This is a genomic window from Streptomyces sp. NPDC030798, from assembly GCF_055572275.1.
In genome coordinates, this window is record NZ_JBVIDR010000019.1 from 60,148 (window position 1) to 81,021 (window position 20,874).

The 20,874-nt window shown below is 71.2% G+C and carries 22 protein-coding genes and 1 pseudogene; 16 read left to right on the forward strand and 7 right to left on the reverse strand.

Annotated elements, in window-relative coordinates; all coding sequences use genetic code 11:
- The first annotated feature begins 47 nt into the window (after nucleotides 1-47).
- Genes ACZ404_RS33280 through ACZ404_RS33300 form a run of 5 tightly spaced genes read left to right on the forward strand, consistent with a single transcriptional unit; the run spans nucleotide 48 to nucleotide 4,689 of the window.
- The gene (locus ACZ404_RS33280) at nucleotides 48-638 is read left to right on the forward strand and encodes a TlpA family protein disulfide reductase (RefSeq protein WP_468446479.1); all 591 of its coding nucleotides are present in this window, start codon (nucleotides 48-50) and stop codon (nucleotides 636-638) included.
- 1 nt (nucleotide 639) lies between these two features.
- On the forward strand, nucleotides 640-1,413 hold the full coding sequence (locus ACZ404_RS33285) for a cytochrome c biogenesis CcdA family protein (RefSeq protein WP_468446481.1): 774 nt from the start codon (nucleotides 640-642) through the stop codon (nucleotides 1,411-1,413).
- 3 nt (nucleotides 1,414-1,416) lie between these two features.
- On the forward strand, nucleotides 1,417-3,123 hold the full coding sequence (resB, locus tag ACZ404_RS33290; RefSeq protein ID WP_468446483.1) for a cytochrome c biogenesis protein ResB: 1,707 nt from the start codon (nucleotides 1,417-1,419) through the stop codon (nucleotides 3,121-3,123).
- Nucleotides 3,120-4,217: a c-type cytochrome biogenesis protein CcsB gene (ccsB, locus tag ACZ404_RS33295; protein WP_468446485.1), complete on the forward strand. Its 1,098-nt coding sequence runs from the start codon at nucleotides 3,120-3,122 to the stop codon at nucleotides 4,215-4,217. Before resB ends, ccsB begins: the two co-directional genes overlap by 4 nt.
- Nucleotides 4,218-4,242: 25 nt before the next feature.
- The gene (locus ACZ404_RS33300; RefSeq protein WP_468446487.1) at nucleotides 4,243-4,689 is read left to right on the forward strand and encodes an SRPBCC family protein; all 447 of its coding nucleotides are present in this window, start codon (nucleotides 4,243-4,245) and stop codon (nucleotides 4,687-4,689) included.
- Between the two features lie 22 nt (nucleotides 4,690-4,711).
- On the opposite strand, the gene ACZ404_RS33305 is transcribed toward ACZ404_RS33300, so the two are convergent.
- The 5 genes from ACZ404_RS33305 to ACZ404_RS33325 all read right to left on the reverse strand — a co-directional run bounded on the left by ACZ404_RS33305 (nucleotide 4,712) and on the right by ACZ404_RS33325 (nucleotide 10,909).
- On the reverse strand, nucleotides 4,712-6,259 hold the full coding sequence (locus ACZ404_RS33305) for a type 1 periplasmic-binding domain-containing protein (protein ID WP_468446489.1): 1,548 nt from the start codon (nucleotides 6,257-6,259) through the stop codon (nucleotides 4,712-4,714).
- The gene (locus ACZ404_RS33310) at nucleotides 6,259-8,361 is read right to left on the reverse strand and encodes a hypothetical protein (protein WP_468446491.1); all 2,103 of its coding nucleotides are present in this window, start codon (nucleotides 8,359-8,361) and stop codon (nucleotides 6,259-6,261) included. The genes ACZ404_RS33305 and ACZ404_RS33310 overlap by 1 nt, the downstream gene beginning before the upstream one ends.
- Nucleotides 8,362-8,476: 115 nt before the next feature.
- The gene (locus ACZ404_RS33315; RefSeq protein WP_468446493.1) at nucleotides 8,477-9,445 is read right to left on the reverse strand and encodes an isopenicillin N synthase family dioxygenase; all 969 of its coding nucleotides are present in this window, start codon (nucleotides 9,443-9,445) and stop codon (nucleotides 8,477-8,479) included.
- Nucleotides 9,438-9,887, reverse strand: a complete 450-nt coding sequence (locus ACZ404_RS33320) for a nucleoside deaminase (protein WP_468446495.1) — start codon at nucleotides 9,885-9,887, stop codon at nucleotides 9,438-9,440. The genes ACZ404_RS33315 and ACZ404_RS33320 overlap by 8 nt, the downstream gene beginning before the upstream one ends.
- Nucleotides 9,888-9,931: 44 nt before the next feature.
- The gene (locus ACZ404_RS33325; protein WP_468446497.1) at nucleotides 9,932-10,909 is read right to left on the reverse strand and encodes a quinone oxidoreductase family protein; all 978 of its coding nucleotides are present in this window, start codon (nucleotides 10,907-10,909) and stop codon (nucleotides 9,932-9,934) included.
- Between the two features lie 129 nt (nucleotides 10,910-11,038).
- On the opposite strand from ACZ404_RS33325, the gene ACZ404_RS33330 reads away from it, so the two are divergent.
- Nucleotides 11,039-11,362: an ArsR/SmtB family transcription factor gene (locus ACZ404_RS33330; RefSeq protein ID WP_468446499.1), complete on the forward strand. Its 324-nt coding sequence runs from the start codon at nucleotides 11,039-11,041 to the stop codon at nucleotides 11,360-11,362.
- A 110-nt stretch (nucleotides 11,363-11,472) separates the two neighbouring features.
- Nucleotides 11,473-12,420 carry a DMT family transporter gene (locus ACZ404_RS33335; RefSeq protein ID WP_468446501.1) on the forward strand — a complete coding sequence of 316 codons (948 nt, stop codon included), beginning with the start codon at nucleotides 11,473-11,475 and terminating at the stop codon, nucleotides 12,418-12,420.
- Here the strand turns inward: ACZ404_RS33335 and ACZ404_RS33340 are convergent.
- Nucleotides 12,317-13,198, reverse strand: a complete 882-nt coding sequence (locus ACZ404_RS33340; RefSeq protein ID WP_468446503.1) for a LysR family transcriptional regulator — start codon at nucleotides 13,196-13,198, stop codon at nucleotides 12,317-12,319. The genes ACZ404_RS33335 and ACZ404_RS33340 overlap by 104 nt on opposite strands.
- Nucleotides 13,199-13,212: 14 nt before the next feature.
- Nucleotides 13,213-13,506 (reverse strand): annotated as a pseudogene (locus ACZ404_RS33345) (PLD nuclease N-terminal domain-containing protein); the annotation flags it as partial.
- Nucleotides 13,507-13,660: 154 nt separating this feature from the next.
- On the opposite strand from ACZ404_RS33345, the gene ACZ404_RS33350 reads away from it, so the two are divergent.
- The 9 genes from ACZ404_RS33350 to ACZ404_RS33390 all read left to right on the forward strand — a co-directional run bounded on the left by ACZ404_RS33350 (nucleotide 13,661) and on the right by ACZ404_RS33390 (nucleotide 20,841).
- Nucleotides 13,661-15,112 carry a menaquinone biosynthesis decarboxylase gene (locus tag ACZ404_RS33350; protein ID WP_468446505.1) on the forward strand — a complete coding sequence of 484 codons (1,452 nt, stop codon included), beginning with the start codon at nucleotides 13,661-13,663 and terminating at the stop codon, nucleotides 15,110-15,112.
- Nucleotides 15,109-16,011: a menaquinone biosynthesis prenyltransferase MqnP gene (gene mqnP, locus ACZ404_RS33355; RefSeq protein ID WP_468446507.1), complete on the forward strand. Its 903-nt coding sequence runs from the start codon at nucleotides 15,109-15,111 to the stop codon at nucleotides 16,009-16,011. The genes ACZ404_RS33350 and mqnP overlap by 4 nt, the downstream gene beginning before the upstream one ends.
- 79 nt (nucleotides 16,012-16,090) lie before the next feature.
- Nucleotides 16,091-16,738: a UbiX family flavin prenyltransferase gene (locus ACZ404_RS33360; protein ID WP_468446618.1), complete on the forward strand. Its 648-nt coding sequence runs from the start codon at nucleotides 16,091-16,093 to the stop codon at nucleotides 16,736-16,738.
- Nucleotides 16,739-16,909: 171 nt separating this feature from the next.
- Nucleotides 16,910-17,365, forward strand: coding sequence for an Lrp/AsnC family transcriptional regulator (locus ACZ404_RS33365; RefSeq protein ID WP_059251851.1), 456 nt, complete (start codon nucleotides 16,910-16,912; stop codon nucleotides 17,363-17,365).
- A 38-nt stretch (nucleotides 17,366-17,403) separates the two neighbouring features.
- Entirely contained in the window at nucleotides 17,404-18,567 is a 1,164-nt protein-coding gene (gene mqnE / locus ACZ404_RS33370) for an aminofutalosine synthase MqnE (protein ID WP_468446509.1), read from the forward strand.
- A gap of 18 nt (nucleotides 18,568-18,585) precedes the next feature.
- Nucleotides 18,586-19,236, forward strand: coding sequence for a UdgX family uracil-DNA binding protein (locus ACZ404_RS33375; RefSeq protein ID WP_468446511.1), 651 nt, complete (start codon nucleotides 18,586-18,588; stop codon nucleotides 19,234-19,236).
- A 16-nt stretch (nucleotides 19,237-19,252) separates the two neighbouring features.
- Nucleotides 19,253-19,777, forward strand: a complete 525-nt coding sequence (locus ACZ404_RS33380) for a GNAT family N-acetyltransferase (protein WP_468446513.1) — start codon at nucleotides 19,253-19,255, stop codon at nucleotides 19,775-19,777.
- A 75-nt stretch (nucleotides 19,778-19,852) separates the two neighbouring features.
- On the forward strand, nucleotides 19,853-20,152 hold the full coding sequence (locus tag ACZ404_RS33385) for a DUF4229 domain-containing protein (protein WP_468446515.1): 300 nt from the start codon (nucleotides 19,853-19,855) through the stop codon (nucleotides 20,150-20,152).
- A gap of 38 nt (nucleotides 20,153-20,190) precedes the next feature.
- On the forward strand, nucleotides 20,191-20,841 hold the full coding sequence (locus ACZ404_RS33390; RefSeq protein WP_468446517.1) for a TetR/AcrR family transcriptional regulator: 651 nt from the start codon (nucleotides 20,191-20,193) through the stop codon (nucleotides 20,839-20,841).
- Nucleotides 20,842-20,874 lie beyond the last annotated feature (33 nt).

Below are 20,874 nucleotides of genomic sequence, written 5' to 3' on the forward strand. Positions count from 1 at the left end.
CAGGGGGGCGGGAAAGATCCCCGGAACAGGCATGCGAAACTTTTCACATGAGTACCCGTAGCCGCGCCGTCCTGCTCAGTGCCGTGGCCGCCATGGCGGCCCTGACCCTGTCCGCGTGCGGTAACGGCGGCACCTCCGGCGGAGGCGGCAACACCAACTTCGTCACCGGCAACAACGGCATCGACACCGTTCCGCAGGGCAAGCGCGCCCCGGCCCCGGACCTGTCCGGCAAGACGATCGACGGCAAGACCCTGGACGTCGCCGCGTACAAGGGCAAGGTCGTCGTCATCAACGTCTGGGGCTCCTGGTGCGGCCCCTGCCGGGAGGAGGCCCAGTACTTCTCCAAGGTCTCCAAGGCCTACCAGGGCAAGGGCGTGCAGTTCGTCGGGATCAACACCCGCGATACCAGCACGACCCCCGCCCTCGCCTTCGAGAAGGAGCACGGGATCGACTACCCGAGCCTGTACGACCCGACGGGCCGGCTGATGCTGCGCTTCAAGAAGGGCACCCTGAACCCGCAGCTGATCCCCTCCACGCTCATCATCGACAAGGACGGCAAGGTCGCCGCCCGGGCGCTGGAGGCGCTCGACGACACGGCGCTGGTGAACATGCTCAAGCCGGTCCTGGCGGAGAAGTGACGTGAGCGCCCTCCTGCCGCTGGCCGCTCAGACGGGCCAGAACGAGACCGTGCTGCACGGCGCGCTGCTGATCTCGCTGCCGATCGCCCTGCTCGCCGGGCTCGTCTCCTTCTTCTCGCCCTGCGTGCTCCCGCTCGTCCCCGGCTACCTCTCCTACGTCACCGGAGTCGCCGGCACCGACCTGGCCGAGGCCAGGAAGGGGCGGATGGTCGCCGGGGCCTCCCTGTTCGTCCTCGGCTTCAGCGCGGTGTTCATCTCCGGCGGGGCACTGTTCGGCTCCTTCGGCTGGACGCTGCAGACGCACAAGGACGTGCTCACCAAGGTGCTCGGCGTGCTCATGGTCGTCATGGGCGTGTTCTTCATGGGGCTGCTGCCCTGGTTCACCATGCGCGAGTTCCGCTTCCACCGGCGGCCGACGGGCGGGCTGCTGGGCGCCCCCCTGCTCGGTGCCCTCTTCGGCATAGGCTGGACGCCCTGCATGGGCCCGACGCTGTCGGCGGTGAACATCCTCTCCTTCCAGGAGTCGAGCGCCGCCCGCGGCTCACTGCTGATGATCGTCTACTGCCTCGGCCTCGGCGTCCCCTTCGTCCTCACCGCGGTCGCCTTCCGCAAGGCCCTCGGCGCCTTCGCCTGGGTCAAGCGCCACTATGTGTGGGTGATGCGCATCGGCGGCACGATGATGATCGTGACCGGTGTGCTGCTGCTGACCGGCGCCTGGGACGCCCTGGTGCAGCAGATGCAGACCTGGTCCGACGGCTTCTCTGTGGGGATCTGATCGATGAGTACGACCGACACCGACAAGAGCCGGGACCAGGAGGACCTGGGGGCGGCCGGCTCCCAGCTCTCCACCGCCCCCCAGGAGGAGCTGACGGCCGGACCCGCGCCCGGCCTCGGCGTCATCGGCTGGGCCCGCTGGTTCTGGCGGCAGCTCACCTCCATGCGGGTGGCGCTGCTGCTGCTCCTGCTGCTCTCGCTCGGCGCCATCCCCGGCTCGCTGATCCCGCAGAGCGGCGCCGACATCAACAAGGTCGACGACTTCCGCAAGGCCCACCCGACGCTCGCGCCGATCTACGACAAGCTCGGCCTGTTCCACGTCTACAGCTCGGTGTGGTTCTCCGCGATCTACATCCTGCTGTTCGTCTCCCTCATCGGCTGCATCGTTCCGCGCACCTGGCAGTTCGTCGGCCAGCTGCGCGGCCGTCCGCCGGCCGCGCCCAAGCGGCTGACCCGGCTGCCCGCCTACACGACCTGGCGCACGACCGCCGACCCCGAGCAGGTGCGCGAGGCCGCGCTCGCGCTGCTGAAGAAGCGCCGCTTCCGCGCCCATGTCGCGGGCGACGCCGTGGCCGCGGAGAAGGGGTACCTGCGGGAGCTGGGCAACCTCGTCTTCCACATCGCGCTGATCGTGCTGCTGGTCGCCTTCGCCTCGGGCCAGCTCTACAAGTCGGACGGCACCAAGCTGATGGTGGAGGGCGACGGCTTCTCCAACGTGCTGCCGATGTACGACGACTTCCGCTCCGGCAGCCTCTTCGACACCGACGACCTGGTGCCGTTCAGCTTCGACCTGAAGGACTTCCGGGGCACCTACGAGGTCAGCGGCCCCAACCGGGGCACCCCGCGCACCTACGAGGCGAAGATCACGTACAGCAAGGGCGCGGACGGCAAGGAGCAGGCGACCACCATCAAGGTCAACCAGCCCCTGCACATCGACGACTCCAAGGTCTACCTGGTCAGCCACGGCTACGCGCCCGTCGTCACCGTCCGGGACGGCAAGGGGAACGTGGTCTACCACGCCGCCACGCCGCTGCTGCCGCTGGACGGCAACGTCACCTCCAACGGCGTGATCAAGGTGATGGACGGCTACCGCGACGCGCAGGGCAAGAAGGACCAGCTCGGTTTCCAGGCCTTCTTCGTGCCGACCTTCGACCCGCAGAGCGGCACGATGCTCTCCCAGTTCCCCTCGCTGCTGAACCCGCTGCTCGCGGTGAACGCCTACCACGGCAACCTGGGCGTGAACTCGGGCGTGGCGCAGAACGTGTACCAGCTGGACACGCAGCACATGAAGGCGTTCAAGGACTCCAAGGGCAAGCTGCTGAAGAAGCTGCTCCGGCCGGGCGACACGATGCAGCTGCCGAACGGCGCCGGGTCCATCACCTTCGAGAAGGACGTCAAGGAGTGGGCCGGCTTCGAGATCGTCCAGGAGCCGGGCAGCGGCTGGGCGCTCGGCGGTGCGCTGGCCGCGATCTTCGGTCTGGCCGGCTCGCTGTTCATCCAGCGCCGCCGGGTCTGGGTGCGTGCGGTGCGCGGCGCCGACGGCGTCACCGTGGTCGAGATGGCCGGCCTCGGCCGCAGCGAGTCCGCCAAGGTCCCCGAGGAACTGGGCGACCTCGCCGGCACCCTCTACGACCAGGCGCCGGGGGCACCCGACGCCGACGACGACACCCCCGAATCCCCCGTCGTACCTGCTGAAGGGGCTGAGAAGTGACTCTCGCCGCCGCAACCGAGCTCGCCGTCGCGACCAACGAACACCTCGCGAGCATCAGCAACACGCTGATCTACTCCTCGATGGCCGTCTACACGCTGGCCTTCTTCGCGTACATCGCCGAGTGGCTGCTCGGCAGCCGCAGCAGGGTCGGCCGGACGGCCGCCGCGCTGACCTCCGGGGCCGGGCAGAAGGCGGGACCGGCGGTCACCGTGCAGAAGGCCGGCGGGACCGCCGTACTGGAGCGGCCGAGGGTGGTCGTGCGCTCCGCGTCCGGTGCCCGGGACGTGCCGGACGGTCCCGGCGCGCACGGCGGCGACGAGCAGGGCGACCTCTACGGGCGCATCGCGATCTCGCTCACGGTGCTCGCGTTCCTGGTGGAGCTGGGCGGCGTCGTCGCCCGCGCGGCCTCGGTGGAGCGGGCGCCGTGGGGCAACATGTACGAGTTCAACATCACGTTCTCCACGGTCGCCGTCGGCGTGTACCTCGGGCTGCTGGCGCTGAAGAAGAACGTGCGCTGGCTCGGTCTGTTCCTGATCACCACGGTCCTGCTCGACCTGGGCCTGGCGGTCACCGTCCTGTACACCGCCAGCGACCAGCTGGTCCCGGCGCTGCACTCGTACTGGCTGTACATCCACGTCTCCACCGCGATCTTCTGCGGCGCGGTGTTCTACGTCGGCGCGGTCGCCACGATCCTGTACCTGTTCAAGGACGCCTACGAGAACAAGCTGCAGACCGGCGGCAAGCCCGGCTCCTTCGCGACCTCGGTGCTGGAGCGGCTGCCCGCCTCCGCCTCGCTGGACAAGTTCGCCTACCGGGTCAACGCGGCCGTCTTCCCGCTGTGGACGTTCACGATCATCGCGGGCGCGATCTGGGCGGGCGACGCCTGGGGCCGGTACTGGAACTGGGACCCGAAGGAGACCTGGTCCTTCATCACCTGGGTCGCCTACGCCTGCTACCTGCACGCACGTGCCACGGCCGGCTGGAAGGGCCGCAAGGCCGCCTACCTGGCGATGATCGCCTTCGGTTGCTGGCTGTTCAACTACTACGGCGTCAACATCTTCGTCAGCGGCAAGCACTCGTACGCGGGCGTGTGAGTCGCCGGTCGGTGACACTGGTGTCATGAGCGGTTCCATCGAACAGGGCACCAGCCAGACACACGGGAACACGCACATACTCCACTTCCTGGTGCGGATCCCGCGGCGCATGGAGGACGTCTGGACGGCGGTGGCCACCCCCGCAGGACTCGGGGGCTGGTGCACCGCCGTCGACGTTCTCGAGCCCCGGCTCGACGGCGCGGTCACCCTGCGTGAGCTGGGCGGCGGGCGGGTCACCGCCTGGGACGTGGACCGGGTCGCCGAGTACACCGTCGGGGACGGCGGCCGGATCCGGTTCCATCTGGAGCGGGACGGGGAGGAGGGGTGCGTGCTGCGCTTCACCCACGAGTTCCGGGGCGAGGGGGAGTCCGAGGCGCGCTGGCGCGCCAGATTCGAACGCCTGATCGCCAACCTGGAGCCGTCCGAGGACACCCCGGGCCAGGAACAGCTCCTGCCCGGCCAGTTCACCTGAGGCGACGTGGCGCTGTGCCGTCCTACGACGGCGGCAGGCACTCCTTCGCCGGCGGCTTCCCCTCCGGCCAGGCGATCCGCACGAACCGCGAGCCGCCCTCCGGGGTCAGCTCCACGATCGGTACGGCCTTGTCGTACGGGTTGCCGTGCACGTCCAGGCAGATCCAGCCGCTCGCGCCGTCCACCCGCAGCGAGCCCTTGACCTGCGGCCACTGCAGACCCACGTCCGCCGGCGCCGGAATCTTCCCGCCGTCCGGCACCGCCTCGCGGATGCCGTGCACCGCCAGCCGCAGCGCGTCGTAGCCGATGATGAGCTGCCCGTCGTCCAGGGCGACGGACCCGACCGGCCCGACCGGCCCCCGGGCGGCGGTGGTCAGCAGCTTCTGCAGCGTCTCGAAGTCCGCCGCCGAGCCGCCCGTCCGCGCCGGGTCCTTCGTCCAGGCGTCCGGGTGGGCGAGCGAGGTGTAGCGCACGGCCAGCTTGTGGCGCAGCGCGGCCCGGTCCAGATCGTCCTCGTGGGTCAGGTACGAGGCCTCGTCGCCGGTCAGCACCGTGAAGGCGCGGTCCTGGCAGCCGCGCCCGCCCAGCGCGTTGATGAACTGCCGCAGCTGGGTGTGCCGGCCCGCGAACAGGATCGTGTCGGTCTCCCGGGAGGTGTCGCACACCAGATGGGTGATCTGCCGGAACGTGTTCGCGGTCGTGCCCTCCTCGCTGCGGTCGGCGGGCGGCGTGAACGGCTGCGGCTCGTACGGCGAGCCCTTGATCAGCGCCGCGAACGACTTCTGCAGTGTGCGTGTGTACGGGTCGCCGGGCTTGTCGTACACCAGCAGCGCCCTGCCCGCGCTCACCTTGGCGAAGGAGGCGAGCGCCCGGGCCTCGTCGGTGTTGGTCGGCGACACCCGGGCCAGTCCCGGGTAGGGGTCCTTGCCCTGCCGGCCGTTGGCCAGGTCGTCGGCGGTGATGGAGGAGCCGACGACCGGGATGTGGCGCCGGGTCAGCTCCCGGACGGCCTTCTTGTTGTTGTCGGTGCTCTGCCCGATGCCCGCGACCGCCCGCAGCCGGTCAGTGCCCGACGTCATCCGTGCCAGCTGATCCACCGTCTGCTGCCAGTGGTCCCCGGTCGCCCCCGGGTTGGCGAGCACCAGCCGGATCGCCGGCGCCTCCCCGTTGGAGTCGTGGTTGGCCTGGTACTGCGCCAGGTAGGCGCCCTGCAACTGGTGCTGGATGTCGTTGAGGTTGGTCGCCGAGGTGGAGCTGTACGGCAGCATCAGCGCCACGGTCACGTAACTGCCCGGCTTGAGACGGTCGTTCTCCCGCCAGATCGCCCGTACGACGCTCTCCAGCTGAGCGTGTCCGAAGGCGTACGAGCCCGTCGCCACGCCCACGCACTCCTCGCTGCCCGGTGGCCGGGACACCCCCGGCGCGCAGGAGCGGTTCTCGTGCAGCAGCGAGCGGACCGCGAACACCAGCCCGGCCACCAGGGCGGCCGTCACCAGCAGGGCCAGATAGCGGCGCAGCGGGATCTCCCACACGCTCTCACGCATCCATGTGCCCATGCCCCTGCGCGCCATCACGCCTCCCCGCTCCGGTCGTCCGGCCCGTCGTCGGTGTCGCCGGGGTCCTCGGGGCCGTCCAGCGGGCGCCCGGCGAGCGCCGCCGCCGGCCAGTCCCGGGACGCCCGCCACAGCAGCGCGTTGCCCGCCGGCCGCAGGTTGGACAGCTGCTCCAGCTCGAAGCGCAGCCGGTCGCCCACCTTCGGGTCGGGCAGCACCAGCGGATCGGACAGCTGCCACACCGCGTGCAGCAGCCGCCGTACCCGCAGATGGAGGACGGCGTCCACGCCCTGCGGCGGCTCCTGGCCGGCGTCGGTGCCGCCGAGCGCCACGGCGGTCCGGTGGTCGCCGGGGCCGGTGGAGTCACGGCCCTCGGCGTCGTGCGCGTGGAAGTACGGCGCGGACGCCACGAAGCGCAGGGTGCGCAGCCAGGCGCGGGTGTCCAGGGTGAGGAAGGTGTCGCGCAGGTGGGCGACCGCCGACTCGGTGCTGCCCAGGGCGAGTTCGTGGTGGAGCCGGTACAGGGCCTGCTCCGGGCCGGTGTAGTGCTCGATCAGCGTCTCGTGCGCCGTACGCCACGAGGCGTGGTCGGCGTCGCGCAGATGCAGCCGGAGCAGCAGCAGGGTGCGCACGAAGGGGTCGCCCACGAACCGGCCCGGCACGGTCGGCAGCCCCTCCTCGGCCAGCCGGGTCTGCAGGGCCCGTACGTCGGCCGGCCCGAAGGTGTCCGGCAGCAGGGCGGTGGCCAGCGCGCACGCCGAGTCGTGGTCGTGGGCGGCGGCCAGCACGGTCAGCTCCTCCAGGTGCTCTGCCGGCACCAGCCGGTCGAGCAGCGCCCGGTAGGCGGGCGCGGCCGGCCGGTCCTCGCCCGGCCGCACGTCCGCCGTGAGCAGCTCGCCCAGCGAGGACGCCCCGGGCAGGTTCTGCGCGGCCGACTCGGCGAGCAGCACGATGCCCAGCGGGTTGCCGCCCGTCAGCCGGTGCGTGGCGTGCGGGAGTTGGGGTGGTACGGCGGTGTCGGCGCAGACCGCGCCGATGAGGTGCAGGGTGTCGTCGGGGCTGAGCGGTGCGAGGGCGACGAGCAGCGCCCGTGAGGAGGGGGCGGTGTCCGGGGCCCAGTCGCTGCGCCGGGCGACCTCCGCGAGCTCCCGCCGCACCGCGTTGTGCAGGCTCTCGCGGGCCTCGCCGCGCCGGGCGGCGACGAACGCCACCTGGTCGGCGACGCCCTCGGCGCGGTCGCGCAGCACGGCCTCCACGAGCCCGGGGCCGGGCGCGGTCTGCGCGTTGTCGATCAGCACCAGGGGCCGGCCGAGGCGCTGCATACGGGGCAGGACGCCCGCGTAGGCCTCCGTGAGGTCGGCGAGGAGCGCCCGTACCAGGTAGCGCTCGGCGTGCTCGCGGGAGGTGCCGCCCGCGCGGAAGTGGCCGGACAGCAGCATCAGGCCGCGCTGGGCGTGGCCGCCCGCGTTCGGATACGTCCGGTACCACACCGAGGCCTTCTGGTGGCGCCGGCTGGTGAAGCCCTCGGCGATGGACTCCAGGGTCGCCTCGATCGCACCGGAGAGCAGCGGGCCGGTGCCGGTGGCCGCGGCCACGACCTTGGCCGCCACCTTTCCGGCCCAGCGTCCGGCCAGGCCGCTGATCCAGGAGCCGCTCTCGTTCAGCAGCAGGATCCGCTCGACCTCCCGGCGGATCCGCTCGGAGTCGGCGTCGCCCCAGCCCCCCGCGGCCACCGCCACCAGGCCCGACATCAGCCGCGGGAAGGTGATCCGCCCGGCACCCGTGACCGGCGCGGCCAACTGCTCGGCGATCACCAGCAGGCCTTGGGCGACCGGCGACCAGGACTCGGCGGGCCGCTCGGCGGGCGGGCCCGCGAACTGCTCCTCCGCGCAGTCGATCAGCGCGACCGGCGTGTGCCCCCGGTAGGCGTCCCGCAGCTCGTCCAGCACCGCGCTCTTGCCCAGACCCCGGGCACCGGTGAGCACCACGAAGGGCAGCTCGTCGGGGTGCTCCAGCGGATGACCGCGGTGGTGGTGGGGGCGCAGGCCCACGAGCCGGGGCGCAAGACCGGCCGGGTCGACATCGAACAGCGCGCCGCGCCCATGCAATCGTCTGCCCACCGCACCCCCCTAACAGCAGTGTAGGAAGGGGAAGTTGCTCCGGACCAGAGTCAGTGATGACCATTGGGTCACGAAACGGTCGCAGGGAGTACGGAAAGTGCGGGGTGCGGGCGGTTCAGGAACCGACAGTGATCGAGTCCAGCTTCTCGCGCAGATAGACATGGGAGTCGACCGGCGGGTACGCCACCCGCCCCACCGGCGCCGGCACGGACTCCACGCGGGTGCCCGGGGTGCACTCGCCGAAGTAGACGAGGGACATCAGCTCCTCGGCGGGCGCGTCGACGGGCGGCGGCAGTACCCGGTGCCGCCCCGACCGCCACCGGTCACCGGTCCAACGGGCCATCAGGTCCCCGATGTTGATGGTGAAGGCGGCCGGGTCGTAGGGCGCGTCCTGCCAGCCGCCGTCGTCCGTGTACACCTGCAGGCCGCCCTTGCCCGCCTGCCGGTCGAGGATGGTGACGGTGCCGAAGTCGGTGTGCGGCCCGATCCGGAACTGCCCCGGCTGCGGTGCGCCGACGACGTCCGTCCCCGGGTACCAGTTGATGTTGAAGCCGTACGTCGGGTGGTCCATGTGCCGGGAGAAGAAGTCGGGTTCCAGCCCGAGGGCGTGTCCGAGCAGCGTCAGCAGCTCCCGCGACAGCCGGTCCATCCGCGCCAGGTACTCCTCGCACAGCGGCCGCAGTTCGGGCACCTCCGCCGGCCACACGTTGGGCAGGCACCACTCGGCGTTGACGGCCGGGTCCTCGAAGGGCTCGTGCGTGGCGAAGGTCAGCGACTCCTTCAGGTCGGGAGGTGTCGCGGTCCCCTCGGCGTACCCGTTGGCCTCGGCCCCGGGGCCCAGCCACCCGCGTCCGCCGACCCGGGCCTCGTACGCCCGCTTCGCCTCGACGGGCAGCAGGAAGAACCGCCGGGCCGCCTCCCGGACGGCGGCACGCAGACCCGGCTCCACCCCGTGCCCGGTGACCAGCAGGAAGCCGGCGCTCTGCAGAGCCGTGTCGACGGTACGGGCGAGGCGCCGGCGGGCCTGCGCGTCCGCGTCGCGCCAGGGCCGCAGATCGACGGTCGGAATCCGGGATTCACTCACCGATGTCCTCGTTCCACAGTTCCGGATGCTTCCCGATGAAGTCCCGCATCAGTGCGACGCACTCGGCGTCGTCGAGCAGCACGATCTCCACTCCGTGCCCGGCCAGCCAGTCGTGGCCGCCCCGGAAGGTGACGGCCTCGCCGATCACCACCCGGGAGATCCCGAACTGCCGGACCAGCCCGCTGCAGTACCAGCACGGGGAGAGCGTCGTCACCATCGTCGTCCCACGGTACGAACGCCGCCGTCCCGCCGCCCGGAACGCGGCCGTCTCCGCGTGCAGCGAGGGATCCCCGTCCTGAACCCGGCGGTTGTGCCCCCACCCGAGCAGCGCACCGTCCGGCCCGTACAGCGCCGCCCCGATCGGAATGCCGCCCTCGGCCAGCCCGGCCCGGGCCTCGCCGAGAGCCGTCCCGAGCCAGGAGCGGGCCAGTTCCTGATCCATGGGATCAGGGTGCGGCACGGCGGACGCCGTGGCAACGACAGGACCTAGGCTCCCCGGACCCGCAGCAGCAGCTTGCCCGTGCTCGTGCGGGAGCCCATCAGGCGGTGCGCCTCCGCCGCCTCCTCCAGCGGGAACTCGGCGGTCACCGGGAGGGTCACCGTGCCGTCGGCCGCCTTGGCGAAGGCCTGTTCGGCGAGGTGGCGCAGGGCGGCCGGGGCCGTGCCGGCGAGGGTGAGGACGGAGAAGCCGGAGACGGAGATGCCGAGCGGGTACAGCTCGGGCTGGCCCACGGTCCACGGCTCGGCCGAGCTCGCGTTGCCGAACGAGACCAGCCGGCCGTAGACGGCCAGGGAGGCGAGCCCCGCGCGCAGGGTGTCGCCGCCGACGGGATCGAGGACCAGGTCGACGCCCCGGCCGCCGGTCGCCTCCCGCACCGGCTCCTGGAAGGCGCCGGTGAAGACCTCGTCGTAGCCGTGCTCCTTGGCGTACGCGGCCTTCGCCGCCGAGGACACCACGCCGTACACCGCCCCCGCGCCCGCCGCCCGCGCCAACTGGCCCGCCACCGTGCCGACCCCGCCCGCCGCTCCCTGGACCAGCACCGTCTCGCCCGGCTGGAGCCGGCCCACGGTGTGGATCAGGGCGTACGCGGTCGGCAGCACCGTCGGCAGGGTGGCCGCCGTGCGCAGGTCCATGCCGGCGGGGAGCGGGAAGACGGTGGCCGCCTCGGCCAGGGCGACCTCCGCGTAGGCCCCGCCCCCGGTCAGGGCCGCCACCTCCTGGCCGACGCTCAGCCCGGTGACCCCCGGGCCCAGTGCCCGGACCCGCCCGGAGACCTCGAGGCCGGGGACGAACGGCAGCCGGGGCACCCGGTAGCCCTCCGCCCGCGCCTTCAGGTCCGCGAAGTTCACGCCGGTGTAGGCGACGTCGACGCTGACCTGCCCGGGGCCGGGCTCGGGCACCTCGGCCGCCGCCACCCGCAGCACCTCGGGCCCGCCGTACTGCTGGAACTCGACTGTGCGCATGGCAGACTCCCCGCTCAAGTGTTCAATGAAAAGCGAACACTCGTGAGTGTATGGTTTTCATCGAACACTCGGCAACCGTCGAACGCTCGGCAACCGTCGAACGCTCGGCAACCTTCAAGGGGAGACGGCATGACCGCCGGCAGTCATCGGGCCGCCCCCGAGCACACCCACCCCGACGACGTGCCCGTCCTCACCGCGCTCGCCGCCCTCGCCGACCCCGTACGCCTCACCCTGGTCCGCGAGCTGGCCGGCTCCGCCGACTGGACCCGAAGCTGCGGCAGCTTCGACGTGCCCGTCGGCAAGGCGGCCCTCAGCCACCACTTCGCGGTGCTGCGCGGCGCCGGCCTCGTCGAGCAGCGGGACGAGGGGCCGAAGCGGGTGAACCGGCTGCGCCGGGCGGAGTTCGACGCCCGTTTCCCCGGCCTGCTCGCCCTGGTGCTCCGCGGCGACTGACCGGTCCCACGCCGCCCGCCTGCACCCATCGGCAGCGCCGATGACCCCATCGGCAACGCGCCCCACCAGCGCGTGGACCTGCGCCGACGCGCGTCCGTAGCGTCCTCGCCATGACCTCACAGAGCACGGGCACCGCCCAGCTGACCGCCGCGATGATGCTGTCCGGCACCCTCGGTGTCTTCGTCGTCGAGTCCGGCGCCCCGCCCTTCGACGTCGTCTTCTTCCGCGTCCTGTTCGGCGCCCTCGCGCTCGGCGGCTACGTCCTCGCCCGCGGGTGGCTGCGCGACCACGGATTCACCCCGCGCACCTTCGGACTCGCCGTGCTCGGCGGGGTGTTCATCGTCTTCAACTGGGTGCTGCTCTTCCAGTCGTACGAGAACACCTCGATCTCGGTCGCCACCGTCGTCTACCACACACAGCCGTTCTACGTGGTCCTCCTCGGCGCCCTGCTGTTCCGTGAGCGCCTCACCGCGGCGCGGATCGGCTGGATCGGCCTCGCCTTCGCCGGACTGATCCTGGTGTCGGGCGTCACGCCCGCCGACTTCCGAAGCGGCGGCACCTACCTCACCGGCATCGGCCAGGCCCTCCTCGCCGCGCTGCTCTACGGCCTGTCCACCGTCGTCACCAAGCGGATCACCGGCGTACGCCCGCATCTGATCGCCCTGGTCCAGGTCCTGGTCGGCATCCCGCTGCTGCTGCCCTTCGCCGACTTCGGCGCCATGCGGGGCACCGGCGCCGGCTGGGGCTGGCTGGCCGGACTCGGCCTGATCCACACCGGGCTCATGTACGTCCTGATGTACGCCGCCTACGCCAAGCTGCCCACCACGAAGATCGCCGTCCTGGCCTTCGTCTACCCGGCCGTGGCGATGGTGATGGACTGGGCGGTCTACGGCCACCACATCGGGCTCGTCCAGGCGCTCGGCGTCCCGCTGATCGTGACCGCGAGCCTCAAGGTCACCCTTGCTCGGCGACCAGCCGCATCGCCCGCTCCACGAACAGCCGGGCATGCGCCGGAAGCCGCTTCCCGGCCCGCCACGCCAGCTGCGTCCGAAGCGTGAACGGCGGCTCCCAGCCCAGCCGTACGAGAGTGCCCCGCGCGAGTTCGGCGGCGACCGTCACCTCGGGCAGCAGCGCGATGCCGAGGCCGGCCGCCGCCGCGCGCTTCGTGGCCTCGATCGTGCCGAACTCCATGAACTCCACCGGCTGCAGCGCGGTCAGCTCCCGCTCGAACAGGTCCCGGTACGCACACCCCGGCTCGGTCGCCAGCAGCGACTGCTCCGTCAGGTCGGCGGTGACCAACGGCCGTCCCGCCAGGGCGTGCCCGGGCTCGGCCACCAGCGCCAGCGGCTCCACCGCGAGCACCGCGCACTCCAGGCCCGGGTGCCCGGTCTCCTCCTCCATCAGGAAGCCGACGTCGTACGTCCCCTGGCGCAGCGCCTGCCGGGTCTCGTCGCCGATGGTGGTGCGCAGGGCGAGCCGGACCTTCGGGTGGCGGTGGTGGAAGTACTCCAGCAGTGGGGGCAGCCGGTAGGAGGTCAGGGACTCCATGGTGCCGACGGTCAGCGTCCCGGAGGGCTCCTCCGGCTCCGTGACCACCGCCCGGGCCTCCTCGGCCAGTTCGATGATCTGCCGGGCGTAGGGCACCAGCCGCTCGCCCGCCTCGGTGAGCCGGATGTGCCCGCCGAGCCGGTCGAACAGCTCGACGCCCAGGGAGGATTCCAGGGCCCGGATCTGACCGGTCACGCTGGACTGCGCGTACGACAGCTCGGCCGCGGCCCGGGTGAAGCTCAGCACGGCGGCGACCTTGTCGAAGGTGACGAGCAGCCGGAGTTCCATCAGCCCTTCTCGGGGTCGTCCTTGTCGAGGGACTTGAGGAACTCGGGGTTGTCGTCGGGGGCGACCCACCGCGCGGCCGCGTCGCGGTGCCACTGCGAGGGCGTCGAGCCACCCGCCGGAGCGTGCCGCACCTTGCCGGTGAGCAGCCAGGCGACCGGGCCGACCAGCACCTCGCCGAACAGCAGGACGATGATGATCCACGCCACCTTCGGCAGGTGGCGCACCTCGTCCTCCGGGGTGTTCAGGCAGTCCACGAAGGCGTAGATCCACACCGCCAGTACCAGCAGGAACGGCAGATACCTGAGCATGGCGTGCGATCCCCCGACGAAGTGAGACGGCCCCGGTGACCGGGCCAGGGTAGCGGGTGCCCGCATTCGGAAGGGCGCGGGGAACGGCACGAGCCGCCACGGCTCACCGCACCCGGCCACGGTCCCGGGCGGCACGTCGGCGATACTTGACCGCATGGCTTATGACGATCTTCGCTCCCTGCTGCGGGCGCTGGAGCGCGAGGGCGACCTCAAGCGCATCAAGGCCGAGGTCGACCCGTATCTGGAGGTCGGGGAGATCGTCGACCGGGTGCAGAAGTCCGGCGGACCGGCGCTCCTCTTCGAGAACGTCAAGGGCTCGGCGATGCCGCTGGCCATGAACGTCTTCGGCACCGACCGGCGGCTGCTGAAGGCGCTGGGCCTGAAGTCGTACGGCGAGATCAGCGACAAGATCGGCGGGCTGCTGCGGCCCGAGCTGCCGCACGGGTTCGTCGGCGTGCGCGAGGCGTTCGGCAAGCTCGGCGCCATGGCGCACGTGCCGCCCAGGAAGGTCAAAGAGGCTCCGGTGCAGGAGGTCGTCCTGCACGGCGACGACGTGGACCTCGACCGGCTCCCGGCGCTGTTCACCTGGCCCCAGGACGGCGGCTCCTTCTTCAACCTCGGACTCACCCACACCAAGGACCCCGAGACCGGCATCCGCAACCTCGGCCTGTACCGGCTGCAGCGCCACGACAGGCGGACCATCGGCATGCACTGGCAGATCCACAAGGACAGCCGGAACCACTACCAGGTGGCCGCCCGCAGGGGCGAGCGGCTGCCGGTCGCCATCGCCTTCGGCTGCCCGCCCGCCGTGACCTACGCCTCCACCGCCCCCCTGCCCGGCGACATCGACGAGTACCTCTTCGCCGGCTTCATCGCGGGCAAGCGGATCGAGATGGTCGACTGCAAGACGGTCCCGCTCCAGGTCCCGGCCCACGCCGAGGTGGTGCTGGAGGGCTGGCTGGAGCCCGGCGAGATGCTGCCCGAGGGCCCCTTCGGCGACCACACCGGCTTCTACACCCCGCAGGAACCGTTCCCCGCGCTGACCATCGACTGCGTGACGATGCGCAGGCGCCCGCTGCTGCAGTCGATCGTCGTCGGCCGACCCCCGACCGAGGACGGCCCGCTCGGCCGCGCGACGGAGCGCTTCTTCCTGCCCCTCCTCAAGATCATCGTCCCGGACATCGTGGACTACCACCTGCCCGAGGCCGGCGGCTTCCACAACTGCGCGATCGTCTCGATCGACAAGAAGTACCCCAAGCACGCGCAGAAGGTGATGCACGCGGTCTGGGGGGCACACATGATGTCCCTGACCAAGCTCATCGTGGTCGTGGACGCCGACTGCGACGTCCACGATCTGCACGAGGTCGCCTGGCGCGCCCTCGGCAACACCGACTACGCCCGAGACCTCACGGTCGTCGAAGGCCCCGTCGACCACCTCGACCACGCGTCCTACCAGCAGTTCTGGGGCGGCAAGGCGGGGATCGACGCGACGAAGAAGTGGCCCGAGGAGGGCTACACCCGCGACGGAGGCTGGCCGGACATGGTCCTGTCCGACCCCGGCACGGCGGCCCTGGTGGACCGCCGCTGGAAGGAGTACGGCCTGTGACCAGCGCCTCCGCGGCACTTCCGCAGCCAGGACGCACCAGGGCGTTCCTGCGCCTGGTGATGATCGAGCACTCGGTCTTCGCGCTCCCCTTCGCCTACATCGCCTCCCTCACCGCGATGTACCAGGAGGACAGGAACATCCACTGGGGCCGGCTGCTGCTGGTCACCATCTGCATGGTGGGCCTGCGTACCTTCGCCATGGCGGTCAACCGGATCATCGACCGCGAGATCGACGCCCGCAACCCGCGCACCGCGCACCGGGAGCTGGTGACCGGCGCGATGTCGGTGAAGCACGCCTGGACCGGCGCGCTGATCGCGGTCGCGGTCTTCCTGGGCTCGGCCGCCCTGCTCAACCCCCTCTGCCTCGCCCTCGCCCCCGTCGCCGTGATCCCGATGGTGGTCTATCCGTACGGGAAGCGCTTCACGAACTTCCCGCAGGCCATCCTGGGCCTCGCCCAGGCGATGGGCCCGGTCGGCGGCTGGCTCGCCGTCTCCGGCTCCTGGTCCTGGGACGCGGTGATCCTCGGCCTCGCCGTCGGCATCTGGATCGGTGGCTTCGACCTGATCTACGCCTGCCAGGACGTCGAGACCGACCGCGAGATCGGCGTCATGTCGGTCCCGGCCCGCTTCGGCATCCCGGCCGCGATCCGGGGCGCCCGCGTCTGCCACACCCTCACCACGGCGCTGTTCGTCTGGTACGGAGTGGCCACCCACGCCGGCGTCTTCTTCTGGCTGGGTCTGCTGATCGTCGCGGCCGCCTTCGGCTACGAGCACCGCATCGTCCGCCCGCACGACCTGTCCCGCCTGAACAGGGCGTTCTTCAGTGTCAACGGGTTCATCGGCATTGCCCTGTTCGTGTGCGCGCTGCTGGATCTGCTGGTTCGCGGTCTGACCGTGTGAGCGGCCCCTGGCCACCCGGCCTGAGGAGCAGGCGACCCACCGGTACGCTCAAGGTGTGAACGCAGGAGAAACGCAGCGCGTGCCTTGGATCGTGGGGGTGTCCGGAGCGTCCGGGACGCCCTATGCGGCTGCCGTGCTGCGGGCGCTGCTGGGGGCGGGCGAGGCGGTGGACCTGGTGGTCAGCCGGGCCTCGCGGCTGACGCTGCTGGACGAGACGGGGATCTCGTTCCGGGACGCGCACTGGCAGGACGACCTGCGGGAATGGCTGGGCCGAGGCGCCGACGGCAAGCCCGGCGTCTTCGACGCGGACGTCAGCGGGGTGCGGTACTGGAGCGCGGGGGATCTCGCCGCGGGACCGTCCTCGGGGTCGTACCCGGCGAAGGGCATGCTCATCGTGCCGGCGTCCACGGCCTGCGTGGCCGGTGTGGCGCTCGGCCTGTCCAAGGATCTGCTGCAGCGCGCGGCCGGCGTCACACTGAAGGAGCGCCGGCCGCTCGTCGTGGCCGTACGGGAGACCCCCTTGAACGGCCAGACCCTGCGCCACCTCGTCGCGCTGGACGACGCCGGCGCAAGCGTGGTGCCGGCTTCCCCGGCCTTCTACGCGGGCGCCACCCACATCCAGGACCTGGTCGACTTCGTCGCCGGGCGGGTGCTGGACGCGGCGGGTGTCGGGCACGGCCTGTACCGGCGCTGGAGGGGCGAACTGGGCGGCGGAACACCGAGCTAGCCCGGGCCCGGCCCGGCACCACTTGCTCGCTTCAGCAGTTCGGCACCGCAGAACTTCAGCACTTCGGACTCCAGACTTCAGCACCTCAGACTTCGGCACCTCAGACTTCAGCACTTCAGCACTTCAGCACTTCAGGACTCAGGCAACTCTTCAGCGGAAGGCTTCGATCGCATGGACGCGGTGGACAGGCAGCTCATTCAGGCCCTGAGGGAGAACGGCCGGGCCTCCTACGCCGAGCTGGGGCGCCTCGTCGGCCTGTCGGGGCCCAGCGTCACCGACCGCATCAACCGGCTGGAGGCCGCCGGTGTCATCACCGGCTACCGCGCGACCGTGAACGCGGCCTCCCTCGGTCTCGGCGTGACCGCGCTGATCGGCATCTCGCTCTCCGACGCCGCCGACCACGAGGACGTGGCCCAGCGGCTGCGGGACCTGCCCGAGATCGAGGACTGCTGGTTCATCGCCGGCGACGACTCGTACATGCTCAAGGTGCGTGCGACGGATGTGGACGGCCTGGAGCGGATCATCCGGCGGCTCAGCGGAACCAAGGGCGTCTCGCGGACGCGTACCACCATCGTGCTCTCCACCAAGTGGGAGAACCGGGTCGGGGAGCTTCCCGAAGAGGTCTAGGCATAGGGTTGGGCGAGTTGTCGTAGAAAGGTGAGGGCATGGACGTCGGGCTCAAGCGCGAGCTGGAGGAGAAGGTCAGGGCGGGCGTCCGCCTCACCCGTGAGGACGGCATCGCGCTGTACGAGTCGGACGACCTGGCCTGGCTCGGCGGCCTGGCGCACGAGGTGCGGACGCGCAAGAACGGCGACGTCGTGCACTTCAACGTCAACCGCCACCTGAACATGACCAACGTGTGCACGGCCTCCTGCGCCTACTGCTCCTTCCAGCGCAAGCCGGGGGAGAAGGACGCGTACACGATGCGCATCGAGGAGGCGGTGAAGCTCGCCCGGCAGATGGAGAGCGAGAACCTCACCGAGCTGCACATCGTCAACGGGCTGCATCCGAACCTGCCCTGGCGCTACTACCCGCGTTCCCTGCGGGAACTGAAGGCCGCCCTCCCGAACGTCTCCCTGAAGGCGTTCACGGCGACCGAGATCCACCACTTCGAGACGATCTCGGGTCTGTCGGCGTCGGAGATCCTGGACGAGCTGATCGACGCCGGTCTGGAGTCCCTGACCGGCGGCGGCGCCGAGATCTTCGACTGGGAGGTCCGGCAGCACATCGTGGACCACCGCACCCACTGGGAGGACTGGTCCCGCATCCACCGGCTGGCGCACGAGAAGGGTCTGAAGACCCCGTGCACCATGCTGTACGGCCACATCGAGGAGCCCCGGCACCGCGTCGACCATGTGCTCAGGCTCCGCGAGCTGCAGGACGAGACGGGCGGCTTCCAGGTCTTCATCCCGCTGCGCTACCAGCACGACTTCGTGGACATGAAGGACGGCAAGGTACGCAACCGGCTCCAGGCGCGCACGCAGATGGCGACGGGCGCGGAGGCGCTCAAGACGTTCGCGGTGTCGAGGCTGCTGTTCGACAACGTCCCGCACGTCAAGGTGTTCTGGGTGATGCACGGCGTCCAGACCGCCCAGCTGGCCCTGCAGCACGGCGCCGACGACATGGACGGCTCGGTCGTCGAATACAAGATCACCCATGACGCGGACAACTTCGGCACGCCGAACAAGCTGACGCGGGACGACCTGCTGGAGCTGATCCGCGACGCGGGGTTCCGGCCGGTGGAGCGCAACACGCGGTACGAGATCATCCGCGAGTACGAGGGCCCCGACCCGTCGCGCCGGGAGTCGCCCCAGCCGATGCGGGTCTGAAACGGGTACTCGTCCTGCATGGCTGAGACAAAGGCCCCGGAGGACCGGTACACAGCAGCCCCCTTCGTCCCGGACGGCGCCGACCTGGACGCCCTCCGCAGCGCTGCGGCGGGGTGCAGGGGCTGCCCCCTGCACCGCGACGCCACCCAGACCGTGTTCGGCGCGGGCAGCGCGACCGCGCGCGTGATGCTCGTGGGGGAGCAGCCCGGCGACCAGGAGGACCGGCAGGGCAGGCCGTTCGTCGGCCCGGCGGGCAAGCTGCTGGACAGGGCGCTCGCCGAGGCCGGCATCGACCCGTCGGAGACCTACGTCACCAACGCCGTCAAGCACTTCAAGTTCACCCGGGCCGAGCCCCGCAAGCGGCGCATCCACAAATCGCCGAGCCTGAGGGAGATGACCGCGTGCGCGCCCTGGCTGGCGGCCGAGCTGACGCTGGTCGAGCCCGAACTGATCGTGGTGCTGGGCGCCACCGCGGGGAAGGCGCTGTTCGGGTCCTCGTTCCGGGTGACCGAGGTGCGCGGGACCGTGCTGGAGCGGGAGATCCACGGGCGGCCGGAGCGGGTCGTGCCCACGGTCCATCCGTCGGCGGTGCTGCGGGCGGAGGACCGTGACGGGGCGTACCGGGGGCTGCTGGCCGACCTGGAAGTGGCTGCACACGCGCTCGGGTAAGGCATAACATCACCCCATGCCCCTTACCTTCACGCTCGACCCCTCCGTCGGCCCTGCCCTGCGCGACGGCATACTCGACCTCTGGACGGACGTCACCAACGCGGGCGGAGCCGTCGGCTTCGTACCGCCGGTGACCCAGGAGGACGTGCGGCCCGAGCTGGTCCGTCACCTCGTCGGCATGGCCGAGGGGCGCCACCGCCTGCTGGTCGGGCACGACGAGGAGGGGCGGGTCGCCGCCACCGCGTTCTTCGCCTTCAACGCCCACCGGCTGATGACGCACTGGGTGTGGCTGTACACGGTGATGGTCCACCCCAAGCACCAGGGCCGGGGCTACGGCCGGGACCTGCTCGCGGCCGCCGCCGACGCGGCCCGGGGCTTCGAGGGCATCGACGCGATCCGGCTCACCTGCCGGGGCGGCCTCGGCCTGGAGCGGTTCTACGGCTCCTGCGGCTACCAGGAGGTCGGCCGGGTGCCCGACGCCATCCGCGTCGCCCCCGACGACCACCGCGACGACGTCTTCATGCTGCTGCCGCTGCGCTGACCCCCATGCAAGATCGCCCTCCGTTCGTGCTTCACTGGACGATGACCCCTTTTGGAATCGGACGAGTGGATTGAGATGCTCCGCTACACGCTGATGCGCCTCGGCATCTTCGCCGGCTGCCTCGTGGTCGTCTGGGGAGCCGTCTACTCCGGCATCTTCCCGCGCGGCTTCGGCAACTCCAACGGCCTGTGGGTGCTGCTGCTCGCCCTGGTGCTCTCGGCGCCGATCAGCTGGGTGGCGCTGCGCAAGGAGCGGGACCGGGCCTCGGTGCGGATCGTGACCCGGGTCGACCGGATGAAGGCCAACCTGGAGGCCAACCGCAGCCAGGAGGACGAGGCCGACGACACCGCCCGCGCCCACGGCCGGCCCTCCTGACGGACTCCGGCCGGCTTCGGGGCCAATAGGCTTGCCCCATGGGTGCCGTGAAGACCAAACGGATGCCGCGGGCGGTCCGTGAGCAGCAGATGCTCGACGCCGCCGTGCAGATCTTCGGCCAGCGTGGCTACATGGCCGCCTCCATGGACGAGATAGCCGAACTCGCGGGCGTCTCCAAGCCGTTGGTCTATCTGTACCTCAATTCCAAGGAAGACCTCTTCACCGCCTGCATCCGCCGCGAGGCCGCGGCCCTCACGGCGGCCGTCCGCGCCGGTGTCCGCCCCGGGCTGCCCGCCGACCGGCAGCTGTGGGAGGGGCTCCAGGCGTTCTTCGCGCACACCGCCGAGCATCCCGACGGCTGGTCCGTGCTGCACCTGCAGGCCCGTACCCACGGGGAGAGCTTCGCCGCCGAGGTCACCGCGATGCGCGAGGAGATCGTCGCGTTCGTGACCCAGCTCATCGCGATCGCCGCCCGCGAGGCCCACCGCGACCCCGACCTCCCCGAACACGAGGTCGCCGGCCTCGCCGAGGCCCTGGTCGGCGCCGCCGAGTCCCTGGCCGCCTGGGCCAACGCCACCCCCGCGGTCACCACCCACCAGGCGGCCACCACCTTGATGAACTTCGCCTGGTCGGGCCTGGGCAACCTGATGAGCGGCAACTCATGGACACCGCAGGCAGGACGCGCCTGAGGGGCGCGGGGCCGTATCCAGGCGCGGCTCCGC